The 14,058-nt window shown below is 68.3% G+C and carries 14 protein-coding genes; 9 read left to right on the top strand and 5 right to left on the bottom strand.

Annotation, left to right across the window (positions count from 1 at the left end; all coding sequences use genetic code 11):
* Positions 1-17: 17 nt before the first annotated feature.
* Together F0U60_RS19505 and F0U60_RS19500 are read right to left on the bottom strand one after the other, a co-directional pair.
* Positions 18-758, bottom strand: coding sequence for a hydroxymethylpyrimidine/phosphomethylpyrimidine kinase (locus F0U60_RS19505; protein WP_395822165.1), 741 nt, complete (start codon positions 756-758; stop codon positions 18-20).
* On the bottom strand, positions 755-1,516 hold the full coding sequence (locus F0U60_RS19500) for a gamma-glutamyl-gamma-aminobutyrate hydrolase family protein (protein ID WP_395822163.1): 762 nt from the start codon (positions 1,514-1,516) through the stop codon (positions 755-757). The genes F0U60_RS19505 and F0U60_RS19500 overlap by 4 nt, the downstream gene beginning before the upstream one ends.
* 230 nt (positions 1,517-1,746) lie before the next feature.
* Here F0U60_RS19500 and F0U60_RS19495 point away from each other — a divergent pair, with 230 nt between their 5' ends.
* From F0U60_RS19495 to F0U60_RS19485, 3 genes are read left to right on the top strand one after another with little or no spacing between them, the layout of a single operon-like run.
* Complete coding sequence (locus F0U60_RS19495; protein WP_395822161.1) at positions 1,747-2,001, top strand: hypothetical protein; 255 nt, start codon at positions 1,747-1,749, stop codon at positions 1,999-2,001.
* A gap of 4 nt (positions 2,002-2,005) precedes the next feature.
* Entirely contained in the window at positions 2,006-2,317 is a 312-nt protein-coding gene (locus F0U60_RS19490) for a DUF1844 domain-containing protein (RefSeq protein WP_395822159.1), read from the top strand.
* On the top strand, positions 2,314-2,940 hold the full coding sequence (locus F0U60_RS19485; RefSeq protein WP_395822157.1) for a hypothetical protein: 627 nt from the start codon (positions 2,314-2,316) through the stop codon (positions 2,938-2,940). Before F0U60_RS19490 ends, F0U60_RS19485 begins: the two co-directional genes overlap by 4 nt.
* A 28-nt stretch (positions 2,941-2,968) precedes the next feature.
* Here the strand turns inward: F0U60_RS19485 and F0U60_RS19480 are convergent, their stop codons facing one another.
* Positions 2,969-3,478, bottom strand: a complete 510-nt coding sequence (locus tag F0U60_RS19480; protein ID WP_395822155.1) for a hypothetical protein — start codon at positions 3,476-3,478, stop codon at positions 2,969-2,971.
* Positions 3,479-3,705: 227 nt separating this feature from the next.
* On the opposite strand from F0U60_RS19480, the gene clpB reads away from it, so the two are divergent.
* The 3 genes from clpB to F0U60_RS19465 all read left to right on the top strand — a co-directional run bounded on the left by clpB (position 3,706) and on the right by F0U60_RS19465 (position 9,083).
* A complete protein-coding gene (gene clpB / locus F0U60_RS19475) occupies positions 3,706-6,309 on the top strand; it encodes an ATP-dependent chaperone ClpB (protein WP_395822153.1) in 2,604 nt (867 codons plus the stop codon).
* Between the two features lie 94 nt (positions 6,310-6,403).
* Positions 6,404-8,431: a TonB-dependent receptor plug domain-containing protein gene (locus F0U60_RS19470; RefSeq protein ID WP_395822151.1), complete on the top strand. Its 2,028-nt coding sequence runs from the start codon at positions 6,404-6,406 to the stop codon at positions 8,429-8,431.
* A gap of 46 nt (positions 8,432-8,477) precedes the next feature.
* Positions 8,478-9,083, top strand: coding sequence for an HmuY family protein (locus F0U60_RS19465; RefSeq protein WP_395822149.1), 606 nt, complete (start codon positions 8,478-8,480; stop codon positions 9,081-9,083).
* Here F0U60_RS19465 and F0U60_RS19460 read toward each other — a convergent pair.
* A complete protein-coding gene (locus tag F0U60_RS19460) occupies positions 9,050-10,078 on the bottom strand; it encodes a tetratricopeptide repeat protein (protein WP_395822147.1) in 1,029 nt (342 codons plus the stop codon). The two genes, F0U60_RS19465 and F0U60_RS19460, sit on opposite strands and share 34 nt — an antisense overlap.
* A 145-nt stretch (positions 10,079-10,223) precedes the next feature.
* On the opposite strand from F0U60_RS19460, the gene F0U60_RS19455 reads away from it, so the two are divergent.
* Positions 10,224-11,078 (top strand): hypothetical protein, encoded by an 855-nt coding sequence (locus F0U60_RS19455; RefSeq protein ID WP_395822146.1) that lies wholly within the window; start codon positions 10,224-10,226, stop codon positions 11,076-11,078.
* Here the strand turns inward: F0U60_RS19455 and F0U60_RS19450 are convergent.
* Positions 11,051-11,740, bottom strand: coding sequence for a GNAT family N-acetyltransferase (locus F0U60_RS19450; RefSeq protein WP_395822144.1), 690 nt, complete (start codon positions 11,738-11,740; stop codon positions 11,051-11,053). The two genes, F0U60_RS19455 and F0U60_RS19450, sit on opposite strands and share 28 nt — an antisense overlap.
* A gap of 197 nt (positions 11,741-11,937) precedes the next feature.
* Between F0U60_RS19450 and F0U60_RS19445 the strand changes: the two genes are divergently transcribed.
* Entirely contained in the window at positions 11,938-12,795 is an 858-nt protein-coding gene (locus F0U60_RS19445; protein ID WP_395822142.1) for a DUF350 domain-containing protein, read from the top strand.
* A complete protein-coding gene (locus F0U60_RS19440) occupies positions 12,792-14,051 on the top strand; it encodes a glutathionylspermidine synthase family protein (protein ID WP_395822140.1) in 1,260 nt (419 codons plus the stop codon). The genes F0U60_RS19445 and F0U60_RS19440 overlap by 4 nt, the downstream gene beginning before the upstream one ends.
* Positions 14,052-14,058 lie beyond the last annotated feature (7 nt).

Genomic DNA, 14,058 nt, shown 5'->3' with positions numbered 1-14,058 from the left:
CCTGCGACTCTGGAAGCTCAGTCTCTGCCGGAGCGCAGGTAACGCGTCACATAGGCCTTCGCTCGGCGCGCGGCGGCAGTGGGCGACTTGCCCCTGCCCAGCTCCACCGCGAAGGCCGAGGCCAGCCGGCATCCCGTCCCCCGGCGCTCGGGTGGGCGCTCCAAGCGGGCGCCTTCCAGCACCACGTCTCGCTCCGGCAGGCACAGCACATCCACCGCTCCCGTGGCCCGGTGCCCTCCCTTCACCAGCACCGCGCCGAAGCCGTGGGCCACCAGCGCCCTCCCCGCCTCACGGGCCTCCTCCACTGTGCGCACCTCTCCCCCGCCGAGCAGCCACGCCGCTTCGTCCAGGTTCGGTGTGAGCACCACCTTTGGCCCTGCCAGCGCCAGGTAGTGCCGTTGCGTCAGTTTCGAGAGCAGCTCGCCCCTCGAGGTTCGCACGACCGGATCCACCACCCACCACGCGTCCACGCCGTCGAGAGCCTCGCGCAGCGCTGCCAGCAACGACGGCCCGGGCACCTGGCCCAGCTTCACCGCGTGCAGCGGCCCCAACTCGAGCGCCGCCTTCACCTGAGCCCTCAACACGCGCGGCGGCGTGGGCTGGTACAGGAAAGTCCCTCGTCCCTGCGCCGTCTGCGCGGAGGGCACCGCCACCGGTGCCCCACCGAGCGCCCGCACCGCGGCCACGTCCGAGAGCAGCCCCGCTCGTCCCGTGGGCTCGTGGCCCGCGCACAGCAGGATGCGCGGCACCTCACTCACCGCCGGTGCTCGCGTGCCTTCTGGATGAACGCCCGGTACACGCCCACGTTTATCGGCACCGTGTTGATCATCAGCTCCGGGTGCCACTGTACCCCCAACGCAAAGGTGTACTGGGGCGACTCGATGGCCTCCACCACCCCGTCCGGGGACACCGCGCTCACCACCACCTGGGGGCCCATGCGGCACGCCGCCTGGTGGTGCGTGGAGTTCACCATCAGCTGACCCCGGCCAACCGCGTCCGCCAGGAGCGTCCCGTCCTTCACGTCCACCGGGTGCTGCGGCTGGGTCCGATCATGCTTCTGCTCGTGCTCGTGTGCGCCCGGGACCTCTCGGCCAATGTCCTGGTGCAGCGTGCCTCCCAGCACCACGTTGAGCAGCTGCATGCCCCCGCAGATGCCCAGCACCGGCATGTTGCGCTTGAGCGCCCCACGCATCAGCGCCGTCTCGAAGGCGGTGCGCGAGAGCTTCAGGGGCCCCATCCCCTCACGCGCCGTCTCTCCATAAGCCTCGGGTGGAATGTCGAAGGCCCCGCCCGTGACGAGCAGCCCGGAGATGCGATCCAAGTACGCGTCCACACACGCCAGCTCGTCCGAGTACGGCAGCACGAAGGGCAGGCCCCCCGCACGCAGCACTGCGTCCGCGTAGGGCACCTTCAGCTCGTAGTACGCGAATGCCGAGTCCGGCCGGTTCGCGCTGTAGTCTGGGGTGATACCAATGTTCGGCCGGCGCGGAGGCTGGCCATGAATTTTGTGCGTCATACGTCTCCGCGCGCGAGGCTAGCCCCCTGAGCGCCCCTGTCAAAAGCAGAGGTCAGGCGCCGGACGCGCTCGGCAATGTCCTCGGCGAGCAAGATCAGGCCGCGGGGGAAGGGATGGCCGGAGAGGAACGTTCAACGGCTCCGGACGGGTGTGGGTTCAGTGGCGTTGACAGAGGGCAGCCCTGCTATAAGGTGGCGCGCCCTTTTCCAAGAGATTCCGAGGAGTTGACCATGGCCGATACGACAGACCCCAAGTACCTCGACAAGCGCACGGCCGAACGCTACCTGCGCAGTGGCGAGTTGGACGAGAAGACGTACAAGAGCCACATCGAGTCCCTGCCTGACGTGGCCGAGAAGTCCGTCCCGGTCGAGACGGTGATGCACGACGAGCTCGAGAACGACGACGAGGATTTCGACGACGAGGACGAGGACGAGGACGACGAGGAGGAGGACGAGGGCGACGAGGACTCCGAGTCGGCCGAGTGACGCCATGAGCGAGGAGAAGCGCGGAGAGACGTTCGTGATGCGGGGCGAGGCGCGGCAGAGCGCACCCGAGGCGCCCATCACCTTCAGCACCTTTCTCATCGGCCTGGCCTCCAGCGCCCTCATCCACCTGGGTGAGGCGCCCAACCCGGAGACGGGCAAGTCCGAGCGGGATTTGATTCTCGCCCGGCAGAGCTTGGATCTGCTGGGGATGCTGCACGACAAGACGCGCGGCAACCTCACGTCCGAGGAGCAGCAGCTCTTCGACAACCTCCTCGCCGATCTGCGCCTGCGCTTCGTGGAGGCGAGCAAGCGGTGAAGCAACCGGCCTCCCCCTCCCAGAGCCTGCCGCGAGGCATCCGCTTCGCGGCGTTCGTTTGCCTCGTGCTCTCCGCGTTCACGGGCTTCTTCGCCCTGCGCGAGTCCATGAATCTCGGTCGGCTCTCGGAGCTCAAGGAGGCCGGCGACAGTCAACCTGCCTTCGTGACAAGCCTCCTTGAAGCCCAGATCTCCGCGCTCGAGCCCATGCGCGAATCTCGCGCGCTCATCCTGGGGGCGCTCTCGGTGGCGTGTGCCCTCTCCTTCGTGGCCGCCGGCCGGATGCTCCGGCCCGAGGGGCTCCCCCTGGAGCGGATGCGCCGGATGCTCGGAGGGGCTGCCATCAGCGCGGCCCTGCTGCGTACCATCGACGGCGCCCAGGAGGCCGTGGTGGCCCGGCGCATGGCCCCCGCCATCATCGAGGCCATGAAGACCCTCCCCGAGCTCCAGGGGCAGGCCATTGAGCAGTTCCAGGCCGTTCCCTGGCTCTTCTCCGCCAGCACGGTGGGACTGACGGCGTTCGTCGCTGGCACCTTCGCCTTGCTCGGCCAGTACTTCCGCAGCGAGCGCGTCCGTCAGGCCATCATCGCTCAGGACGGCGATTTCGCCGAAGAGGAGGACTGAGCAGTGTCCTCGCCCCGGACCCTCCTCCTCAGGCCGAGGCGCCCCGCAGCAGCTGATCCAGCGGGGACCCTGGCTCCGACCCCGGGCCGTTGAGCACCAACCGGGTCCCCTGCATGCGGTGCAGTTGCAGCAGCAGCTCGCGCTCCACCCCGAACACCCACGCCAGGTGACCCATCGGCCACTGGGCCTGCATCCGTGCGAAGGCCTCGTCGTCGAACTCCCCATCGAGGCACTCGGGCAGCTCCACCTCGTCGTACAGCAGCCGCTCCCCTCCGACGTGCTGCCCTCCTCCGAAGGCCTTGACCTCCTCGAACTCCTGGGGGTCGTACACGTAGGAGTGCACGGTGAGGCCCGCCTCCCTGGACAGCAACCGAGCCAGGGCGTGGTGCTCGCTATACCAGTGAGAGCCCCTCCGCCCCGCGGTGTGGGCTCCATCCAGGGCCAGCCGGACGATCTTGCGCCGACGGTAGACGGACACCGTCAGCAGGGAGTCCGCCGGGGCACCGTCCTCGACGAGCGCCTGCCGGGCCAGCTCCATCAGCCTCAGGCCGCCCAGAGATTCAACTCGAATGAGATAACCGCCATGCGCTTCCAGTGGATGCCCCCCGGTGTGCGGGCGGCATATACCCGGGCTGGCCTGGAAAAGGCAACTCCCGGAGAGCCTGGAGGACAGTAGAGGATCCAACCATCCAGGCCGCACGGTGCGTGAAAGGTAGGGGGAGCCGCGCGTCTTGCCAAGGGGTCCTCGACCCTTACGTTGGTGACATGCGACTCGACAAATACACAGTGAAGGCGCAGGAGGCCATTCAAGAGGGGCAGTCCCTGGCCCGGCGAGCCGACAACCCGAACTATGAGCCGGAGCACCTCGCGACGGCACTGCTCGGACAGAAGGACGGCATCGTCGAGCCGCTGCTTCGCAAGATTGGCGTGGATGTCAAGCTGTTTGCCGGCCGGTTGGGTGAGACGCTGCAGAAGCTGCCGAAGATGCAGGGCGGCGAAGGCGCGATGCTCAGCCAGCGGCTGCTGAAGACTTTCGACAAGGCCGAGGACGAGGCGAAGTCCCTCAAGGACGACTTCATCTCCAGCGAGCACCTGCTGTTGGCCCTCACGCAGGACAAGGGGGCCGTGGGTGAGGTGATGAAGTCCTCGGGCGTGACGCGCGAGCGCGTGCTGTCCAGCCTGAAGGAGGTGCGAGGTTCCGGCCGCGTGACGAGCCAGGACGCCGAGTCCACCTACCAGGCGCTGGAGAAGTACGGGCGCGATCTCACGGACGCGGCGCGAGCCGGAAAGCTGGACCCCGTCATCGGACGTGACGAGGAGATCCGCCGCTGCATCCAGGTGCTCAGCCGGCGCACGAAGAACAACCCGGTGCTCATTGGTGAGCCGGGCGTGGGCAAGACGGCCATCGTCGAGGGCCTGGCGCGTCGAATCATCGACGGGGACGTGCCCGAGGGGCTGAAGAACAAGCGCCTCGTGACGCTGGACCTGGGCGCGATGGTGGCCGGTGCCAAGTACCGCGGCGAGTTCGAGGAGCGCCTCAAGGCGGTCCTCAAGGAGGTGGCGGACGCGGCGGGGGAGATCATCCTCTTCATCGACGAGCTGCACACCCTGGTGGGCGCGGGCAAGGCCGAAGGCGCGATGGACGCGGGCAACATGCTCAAGCCGGCCCTGGCGCGCGGTGAGCTGCACTGCATCGGCGCGACCACGCTGGACGAGTACCGCAAGCACATCGAGAAGGACGCGGCCCTGGAGCGGCGCTTCCAGCCGGTGATGGTGGGCGAGCCGAGCGTGCACGACACCATCAGCATCCTGCGTGGCCTCAAGGAGCGCTACGAGGTGCACCACCACGTGCGCATCCAGGACTCCGCGCTGGTGGCGGCGGCCAACCTGTCCAACCGCTACATCTCCGACCGCTTCCTGCCAGACAAGGCCATCGATCTTGTGGACGAGGCGTGCAGCCGCCTGCGCATCGAGATCGACTCGATGCCCACGGAGATCGACGACGTGCGGCGGAAGATCACCCAGTTGGAGATCGAGCGCGAGGGGCTGCGCAAGGAGACGGATCCGCACTCGAAGGAGCGGCTGTCCACGATCGAGAAGGAACTGGCGAACCTCAACGAGCGCTTCAACACGCTGAAGGCGCACTGGGACTCGGAGAAGAAGGCCATCGGTGGGATCGGCTCGCTGAAGGAGAAGCTCGAGAAGGCGAAGAACGACCAGGCGGCGGCCGAGCGGCAGGGTGACTTCAACAAGGCAGCGGAGATCAAGTACGGCGTCATCCCCGGCCTGGAGAAGGAGATCGCCCAGCAGAACGCGAAGCTGGCCGAGCTGCAGAAGAGCCACAAGTTCCTCAAGGAGGAGGTGGACGCGGAGGACATCGCGGCGGTGGTGGGCAAGTGGACGGGCATCCCCGTCTCCAAGCTGATGGAGGGCGAGGTCCAGAAGCTGGTGAACATGGAGGACCGGCTGACGAAGCGGGTCATCGGCCAGCGCAGCGCCATCGAGGCGGTGAGCAACGCGGTGCGCCGGGCGCGCTCCGGGTTGCAGGACCCGAACCGGCCCATCGGCTCGTTCATCTTCCTGGGCCCCACGGGCGTGGGCAAGACGGAGACGGCCAAGGCGTTGGCGGAGTTCCTCTTCGACGACGACAGCGCGATGGTGCGCATCGACATGTCCGAGTACATGGAGAAGCACTCCGTGGCCCGACTGGTGGGCGCGCCTCCGGGATACGTCGGCTACGAGGAGGGAGGCCAGCTCACCGAGGCGGTGCGGCGCCGGCCGTACACGGTGGTCCTGTTCGATGAGATCGAGAAGGCCCACCCGGACGTCTTCAACATGCTGCTGCAGATCCTCGACGAGGGCCGGCTGACGGACAGCCAGGGGAGGACCGTGGACTTCAAGAACACGGTGCTCATCATGACGAGCAACGTCGGCTCGCAGGCCCTGCAGGACGGGATGGCGGGCAAGGAGGAGCTGGACGAGGCGACGCGCAACGACGTGATGGGGATTCTGCGCCAGCACTTCCGACCGGAGTTCCTCAACCGTGTGGACGAGATCATCATCTTCGAGCCGCTGCGGAAGAAGGACATCCAGCGCATCGTGGAGCTCCAGGTGGCGAGGATGCAGAAGCTGTTGGCGGACAAGCGGCTGACGCTGGAGCTGACGGAACAGGCGGAGGCGCTGCTGGCCGAACGCGGCTACGACCCGACGTACGGGGCTCGGCCGCTGAAGCGGGCCATCCAGAAGTACCTGATGGATCCGCTGGCGCTGAAGGTGCTGGGAGGCGAGTACCTGCCTGGGGACCACATCGTGGTGGACGCAGGCAAGGACGGGCTGACCTTCGGCAAGGGCCAGGCGAAGGCCGCGTAACACAACACCTCACCCTCTCCCTCTGGGAGAGGGCCGGGGTGAGGGTATCGAGGGCCCCATTGACGATCGCGGACATCCGGCCGAGAGTCGGACCGTGATCCTCCCTCTGGTGGCCGCCCTCGTGGTGAGCCAGCCGATCGACCCCCAGCAGCAGCCCGGCGTGGGCGCCTCCAGCCCAGACGTCGTCGGACCCGCCATCTCCGAGCCCTCCCCTCCCCCGGCTCCACCCGAGCCCGAGGAGACCGACCGGAGCAAGCAGACAGTCGTCACCGCCTCGCGCAGCGAGCGCAAGCTCGAGGACGTGGTGGTGGCCACCGAGGTCATCACCCGGAAGCAGATCGAAGCGATCGGCGCCCGAGACCTGGGCCAGCTCCTCCAGCAGCACCCGGGCGTGGAGCTGGTTCAGACCTTCCGAGGCACAGGCCTGCGCCTACAGGGCCTGGATCCCGAATACGTGCTCGTGCTCGTCGACGGCGAGCGCGTGAGCGGCCGAGTGGGCACCACGCTCGATCTAGGGCGCTTCAGCCTGCGCGACGTGGAGCGCGTGGAGATCGTCAAGGGACCCGCCGCGGCGCTCTACGGCGCGGATGCCATCGGCGGCGTGGTGAACCTCATCTCCCGGCGCGTGCAGCGCCCGTTGGAGCTGAGCGCACGAGGCTCGTTCGGAGCGCTGCTGGAGGGCGACTTCCGCGCGAACGCGGGCACGAAGCAGGGCCCCTTCGAGGTGCGCGTGGGAGGCAGCTACCGGACCCGCAGTCCCTACGACTGGATCCCCACGGACGCAGCGACGAGCGGCGCGGGCATCCGCCGGTTCGACGGTGACGTCGCCCTCGCCTATGCCCCGGATGAGCAGTCACGCCTGTGGCTGCGCAGCCAGTACAACCAGCGCGACGAGAACGCCGTCGACCTCAACCCCTCGGGCGCGGTGCTCGATCGGCGGCAGAGGCAGGAGCAGTTCGACCTCTCGCTCGGCGGGAGGAAGCAGCTCGCCAGCGCCACCTCGCTGCTCGTGCGGGGACACTTCGGCCTGTTCCGGGACCAGCTCCTGCAGGACCAGCGCGGCTCGCGGGCGCTCGACGACTACTCACAGAACTTCAACCGGCTCTACGAAGGCGTCATCCAGGCGGACCACCGGATTGGCCATCACGCACTCACCGGGGGCATCGAGGTGCTCGGCGAGCGACTCTCCTCGGCGCGGATCGAAGAGAGCCCGGTGGGCCGCATCCGGGGCGGGGCGTTCCTCCAGGATGAGTGGGACGTGGCGTTGTCCTCGGACGACTCGGGGCCGAAGCTGAAGGTGGCGCCAGGCTTCCGCTTCGACCTGGACTCACAGTTCGGCGGAGCGCCCTCGCCACGACTCGCCCTCAAGCTGGATCCAACCCCGGCGCTGACGGCGCGCGCCTCCGTGGGACTCGGGTTCCGCCCGCCGTCCTTCCAAGAGCTGTACCTGCGCTTCTCCAACCAAGGCATCGGCTACGTCGTCGCGGGCAACCGCAACCTCAAGGCCGAGCGCTCGGCGGCGGTGAACGTGGGCGTGGATTGGCGCCCTCCCATCGCCGGGTGGATCTTCTCCGTGAGCGGCTTCCACACCCGGCTCAACAACCTCATCAACGTCACCGCCAGCGGAGTGCCGAACCCGGATGATCCGGTGACCTACAACTACGAGAACGTGGCCAGGGCGTACACGCAGGGTGTCGAGGTCAACGGACACTTCCGCCTGCCCATCCGCGCGACGTACCTGGACCTGTCCTATACGCGGCTCGACGCGAAGGATGTCACGCGCGACCGCCCGCTGGAGGGCCGAGCCCGACACCGAGTCAACGCACAGCTCTCCACGAGGTACCGCCCACTGAACCTCGAGGCGACCGTCCGAGGCTCGTGGGTGAGTAGCCGGCCGTACTTCCTGGGAACGGATGGAGGCATGGCGAACGTGATCGGCCTGGGCGAGGAGCAGGAGGTGTGGGCGCCGTCGTATTTCGATCTCGAGGCCCAGGTCTCCTACAAGCTGAAGGGTGGGTTCGAGGTCTTCGTCAACGGCTACAACCTGCTCAACGCGGGAGACCAGCAGTTCAACCCGCGGCCTCCGCGAGGCGTACTGGGCGGAGTCCAGTGGGAGTACTGAGCAAAGCCCCCTCTCCCTCTGGGAGAGGGCTGGGGTGAGGGTCGACATGCGGATGCGGATTCACGGAACGATGCTGCTCCTCGGCCTCTCGGTGGCGGGCTGCGCAGCAGACCTGCGCGAGGACTATCCGTTCGACGGCCAGGCCAGCGGCGACAAGCTCGTCGAGGTCACGGCGCAGGAGGACGGGAGCAACGTCGCCATCATCGATGCGACGAACAAATCCTCCACGGTCTTCTTCGACATCGACGAAGGCCGGGAGATGAAGACGGACGAGGCCTTCGACACCAACAAATGGGACCTGTCCTTCCAGCGCTACGTCATCACGATGAACGGAGGAGGCGGCAACCCAACGGGCGAGGTCGCGGTGGCGGTGCTCAAGGACACGAGCTGGGACGCGCTCACGTCGGCACCGGCCGAGGGCTACCAGCAGGACGCCTCGCAGCCAGTGTTCAGCGAAGTGGAGGGCGGCTGGTACGCCTACGATCTCGTCAAGCACAAGCTCGTCACTCGCGACGAGCTGCTGTACGTGGTGCGAAGCAGCAACGGGCAGTACTACAAGCTGCGGATGCTCTCGTACTACGACAGCGCGGGCACGCCGGCGCGGCTCTCGTTCCGCTATCAGCGGCTGGCATCGCCCTCCGAGACTCCCTGAGCCCCGAGCCGCAATACCGCCTCCCGGGCCGCGGCACTCTGCGGATCGCGCTCGAGCACGAGCCGCCAAACCTCCCGAGCCCGGGCCTCCTGGCCGAGCTTCTCCAGACACTCTCCCCACGCGAGCAGCGCGCCGCCGCCCTGCCCCTTGTACGGGTGTGCCGCCCCGGCCTCGAAGTGACGCGAGGCCTCCTCCAGCCGCCCCTGTGCCAGAGCGATCCGCCCGAGCATAAACAGCCCATTGCGCGTGCTCGCGACGCGGCGCGCGAGTGCCAGCCCCTCGCGTGCTTCCTTCTCCGCCTCCTCGTACCGCTGGAGCACCAGCAGCACCGCGGCGCGGGCGAAGGCCACCTCACTCCAGTACACGCGGGGCAGATCCTCACGATCCAACGCGTCGAGCGTCGCGAGTGCTTCAGCACCGTGCCCGGTATGCGCCAGAATCCACCCGCGTTGCAGGAGGAGCGCATGCCGCAGGAGGGGCTCGTCCGCCTCTGCCTCCTCGACAGCCCGGAGACGCGCGCTGGCGCCCTCCCAGTCGCCGAGGTTGTAGAGCGCCTCGGAGAGATTGAGCTGAACCAAGTCTCTCTGCTCGTCAGGCCCCAGCTCCTCCGAGGCACGTGAGTCCGGGCTCCCCCAGCCGCGCTCAACCTCCAGGGCCTCCTGATAGAGCCCCGCGTTGATGAAGGTGTTGACGGCCGTGTTGGCGAGCCCCCAATCACCCGCGGCTCGGGCCTCGTTCACGAGGCGTCGCGCGCCCTCGACGGCTCGCGCGGTGTCTCCGAGCGCCTCATGGGCATGCACCCGGAGCTGATGCAGCGATCGTCTCATCAGCCTGTCGGGACCCAGCAGCTCGATGACGCGGGTGATGCGGAGCGTGCCGCGGTAGGCACCCCAGTGAAAGCTGCACTCCTCCGCCAGCGCGAAGAGCGCGGAGATGGCCGGCTGCCGAAGCAGCACGAGGACCACAGGCAGGAGGACGAGCGCGAGCCAGGACATGAGGAGAGGTGCCTCAGCGTACCTCGCATGTGCTCGGGAGGAAGAAAGGGGGCCTGCCGCGGACGTTCACGGAGCACCCCCGACCACGTATCCTCCACCCCGGAACGGGGCCGCCCTTCGAGGCCCGGAGTCGAACGGACACACAATGGAAGGCGCACGCAACGGCCTCGTCGGCATCTGGGGCCGCCCCTTCATCAACCTCGAGCCCTACCTGGACCTGGGGCAGCTCGCCTCGTTGGATGACGAGATCTGCTACGCGCTCGCCCAGGTGGGCACCAGCTATACAGGCGGCAGCCACAAGGCCATGGGCATTGTCCCCCCGTCGCTCGCGAATGATCCGTACATCGACTACGGCCAGGTCATCCGCGGCTTCAGCGAGCAGGAGTTCGCCACCTTTGTCTCACTCGGCCATGAGCCCGGCGCCTTCGACCCGAAGCGCCGCCACGCATACGAGTTCGGAGAGGAGCGCGACCACCCGCTCACCCGCGAGCAGCTGCGCTTCCTCGAGTTCAAGTACGGCGTCTTCTTCCCCTGGAAGGTCTTCTACGAGCTCGTCCCCGGTGGCTACTGGAGCGAGAAGAGCACCAGCGCCGGCAAGGACTTCACCCGCGAGGCCCGCCTCTACTTCCCGCGCACCGTGGCCTTCGTGCGCGCCCTTCCCTTCCGGGAGATCGGCCGCTGCACACTGCTCGGCCTCAACGCGAACGATCACGGCACCGTCCACCGCGATGGCGAGCCCGAGGAGCAGACGGCCCCGGACCAGTTCATCACCGTCTGCCCGCGCGGCAACAAGCGCCTCTTCCTCTGGGACGAGGAGCGCCAGCAGAAGACGCACGTGGACGGCCGCGCCTACTGGTTCAACGACTTCGACTACCACGGTGTCGAGGCCGCGCCCTTCTTCCGCTACTCGCTGCGCGTGGATGGCGTCTTCCAGCCCGAGTTCCTCGAGCGGCTCCGCCAGGATCATGCCCCTCAGGGGGAACGGGCTTCCGCCTCGTAGCCCGCGGGCGGCGACGCGCGGGGCAGCCTCCGCCACCAGCACGTGGGCCCGATGAGCGTGAGAGCCCCCTGGGCCGCGAGCGCCAACAGCGAGCGCAACACCTCGTAGCCGCCCCGAGCGGGCGTGGGCAGCGGCACGCTGAAGCAGAGCGCGTCATCGTCCCGCACGGGCTCGCAGGGCGCGAGCGTCTGCACGAGCTTGTACATGGGCAGGTTGCCCGCCAGCACGCGGAACTCGAAGCGCTCCACACCCCGCTCGTGCGCGGCCTCCACCAGCCTGTCCATCAGGATCCGACCGAGCCCCTTGCCCTGGGCGTCATCCACCACGGTGATGGCCACCTCGGCGACCTCGGGGGACTCCGCCAGGCGGAAGAACCGGGCGACGCCCAGCCCCACCTCCTTGCCAGTCGGGCTCCACGTCACCGCGCCGATGGCCACATGCTGCTCCCCGTCCACGTTCGTGAGGTAGCGCAGCTCCTCCGCGGACAGCCGGGGCTTGGCGAACAGAAAACGCTGGAAGCGCGAGCGAGGAGAGAGCCGCTCAAAGCCCTCCCGTAGCAGCGCGGCGTCCTCGGGCCGTACCATCCGCAGCTCCGCCCACGTCCCATCCGCGAGCACCAATCGCTCACGGTAATGCGGATGGAAACGACGGTAGGGCTGCATCACGAACCTCCAGGTTGTCCGGGAAGGTTGGTTCGTTGCCGCAGTGCGGCAAGCCGTCTCGGACTCCGGGTCAGGTCGATGAGGGATGGCGGACAGCGCAGGCTTCGGCCGGAAGTTGGGAGGCTTGCCCCAGCACCAGGAGTGTCGTGATTCCGGGCATTTGCCCGAGGGGAATCCGATGTAGCATTTGGGTCCCCATGGAGCTCCGTCCCCTCTACCTGCCCGCCTTCGGTGCGATCACCACGGTCGCGCTCCTCCTGCTCCTGCGTGCCGGACAGCGGCTCTGGTCGCCCACGCACACCGTGCGCGCGGATCTCGAGCAGGGCCACATGGCCCATGCGCTGCTTCAGGTGGGACAGGTGCTCGGCGTCTTCCTCATCTCGGGCTCGGTGGTGGCAGGGAGCGTGGAGGGAGAGAGCCTGGCGAGGGATGCGCTCTGGGTCGCGGCCCATGGCCTCGCGGCGCTGGCCCTGCTCGTGCTCTTTGGCCACCTGGGTGTGCGGGTGCTGCTGCGCGCGCGGCTGGCCGCCGAGGTCGAGCGCGGCAACATCGCCGCCGGGTTGGCCGCCGGCTCGCACTACCTCGCCACCGGCATCCTCCTGTCGCGCTCGCTGTCTGGGACGGACCTGAGCGCGCTCGGCGTGGCGCTCGTCTTCTTCGTGCTCGCCCAGCTCACCCTGCACCTGTTCGTGATGCTCTTCCGCACCCTCACCGCCTATGACGACGCGGAGGAGATCCTCGGGGAGAACCTGGCCGCGGCGCTCAGCTACGCGGGCGTCACCGTGGCGCTCTCGCTCATCATCGGCCATGCGGTGGAGGGGAGCTTCGTGGACTGGGGCACTTCGCTGCGCGGCTACGCACTGGCGCTCCTGTTCGCCCTCGCCCTCTACCCGGTGCGCCAGCTCTTCGTGCAGACGCTGCTGCTGGGCGCGCGCTTCTCCCTGCGGGGTGGCCGGTTGGATCAGGGCATCGCCGCCGAGCGCAACCTGGGCATGGGCGTCCTGGAGGCTGTCTCCTATCTCGCCGCCGCCTTCCTGGTGACTCGCCTCGGATGAGCACCCCGCCCCTGACCTACGAGGCGCTCGCCGAGAGCCTGCTGCGGACCGGACTCATCACGGATCCCTGGCTGGAAGGCGCGCCCCGCTTCCGCGCCGAGCCTCTGCTCGTTCCGCGCGAGCGCCAGGCCGCGCTCTTCCGGGCCGCCGAGGACGTGGCGGCGGCCTACCACGAGGTGGTGCTGGCCTGTACCGCCTCGCCCGAGCTGCTGGACGACTTCTTCGGACTCACGCCCTGCCAGAAGCTCATGTGGCAGACGTCCCAGCCCTTCTGGCACGGGCTGGCCCGGGCGGACGTCTTCCTCACGAAGGACGGGCAGCTGGCGGTGTGCGAGCTCAACAGCGACACGCCCACGGGCGAGGTCGAGGCCGTGCTCCTCAACCCGCTGGTGCAGCCCGCGTGGCCGGGCACGGTGGACCCGAACACGGGGCTCGGCGAGCGGCTGTGCGCGATGGTGGAATCGCTGGCCTCGAGGCTGCTGCAGCCCGCGCCGGAGCAGCTCTCGGTGGGCATCCTCTACCCCACGGAGATGCCGGAGGACCTGGGCCTGGTGCGGCTCTACCGTCAGTGGTTCGAGGCGCGGGGGTGGAAGGTGAACCTGGGCTCGCCCTTCAACCTCACCGCGGGCCCGGATGGACGGGTGCACCTCTTTGGCGAGCCGTGCGACGTGCTGCTGCGCCACTACAAGACGGACTGGTGGGGCGAGCGCATGCCTGTCTGGGACGACGAGGAGCCCTTCGAGGACATGGTGCCGCTGGCGGGGCCGCTGTCGGCGGTGCTGCAGTCCTGCCTGGAGGGCCGGTGCGTGGTGGTGAATCCGTTCGGCGCGGTGCTCACGCAGAACAAGCGGTCCATGGCCTTCATGTGGGAGCACCACGAGCGCTTCTCCCCACGCGCACGGGCCACCATCCGCGCGCACATTCCGTACACAGTGCGGATGGAGACGCTGCCCATCGAGGAGTTGGCGAGGGACCGGGAGGCGTGGGTGCTCAAGTCGGACTACGGCGCGGAGGGGGACGAGGTGCTGGTGGGCCGCCTCACGCCCCAGCAGGAGTGGAACGCGGCGCTGGTGCATGCAGTACCTGGCCGCTGGGTAGCCCAGAGGTACTTCGCCGCCGAGGAGAGCGCGGGCGGAGAGACCATCAACCACGGCGTCTATGTCATCGCGGGAGAGGCGGCCGGCCTCTACATCCGCGTGCAGCGAGGCGCCACCGACACGAGCGCGTTGAGCGTCCCGGTGCTGGTCACTCCGTGAGAAGGAA

The sequence above is a fragment of the Archangium minus genome (assembly GCF_044360475.1).
Classification (GTDB): domain Bacteria; phylum Myxococcota; class Myxococcia; order Myxococcales; family Myxococcaceae; genus Archangium; species Archangium minus.
Note: the sequence above shows the minus strand (reverse complement) of the source record. Positions and strands in the feature narration are given on the sequence as shown.

Bases quoted from the DNA above. Each gene is read 5' to 3' on its own strand.
- F0U60_RS19500 (WP_395822163.1), bottom strand. From the start codon at position 1,516: ATGACGCACAAAATTCATGGCCAGCCTCCGCGCCGGCCGAACATTGGT.
- F0U60_RS19495 (WP_395822161.1), top strand. From the start codon at position 1,747: ATGGCCGATACGACAGACCCCAAGTACCTCGACAAGCGCACGGCCGAA.
- F0U60_RS19490 (WP_395822159.1), top strand. From the start codon at position 2,006: ATGAGCGAGGAGAAGCGCGGAGAGACGTTCGTGATGCGGGGCGAGGCG.
- F0U60_RS19480 (WP_395822155.1), bottom strand. From the start codon at position 3,478: ATGGAGCTGGCCCGGCAGGCGCTCGTCGAGGACGGTGCCCCGGCGGAC.
- clpB (WP_395822153.1), top strand. From the start codon at position 3,706: ATGCGACTCGACAAATACACAGTGAAGGCGCAGGAGGCCATTCAAGAG.
- F0U60_RS19465 (WP_395822149.1), top strand. From the start codon at position 8,478: ATGCGGATGCGGATTCACGGAACGATGCTGCTCCTCGGCCTCTCGGTG.
- F0U60_RS19460 (WP_395822147.1), bottom strand. From the start codon at position 10,078: ATGTCCTGGCTCGCGCTCGTCCTCCTGCCTGTGGTCCTCGTGCTGCTT.
- F0U60_RS19455 (WP_395822146.1), top strand. From the start codon at position 10,224: ATGGAAGGCGCACGCAACGGCCTCGTCGGCATCTGGGGCCGCCCCTTC.
- F0U60_RS19450 (WP_395822144.1), bottom strand. From the start codon at position 11,740: ATGCAGCCCTACCGTCGTTTCCATCCGCATTACCGTGAGCGATTGGTG.
- F0U60_RS19445 (WP_395822142.1), top strand. From the start codon at position 11,938: ATGGAGCTCCGTCCCCTCTACCTGCCCGCCTTCGGTGCGATCACCACG.
- F0U60_RS19440 (WP_395822140.1), top strand. From the start codon at position 12,792: ATGAGCACCCCGCCCCTGACCTACGAGGCGCTCGCCGAGAGCCTGCTG.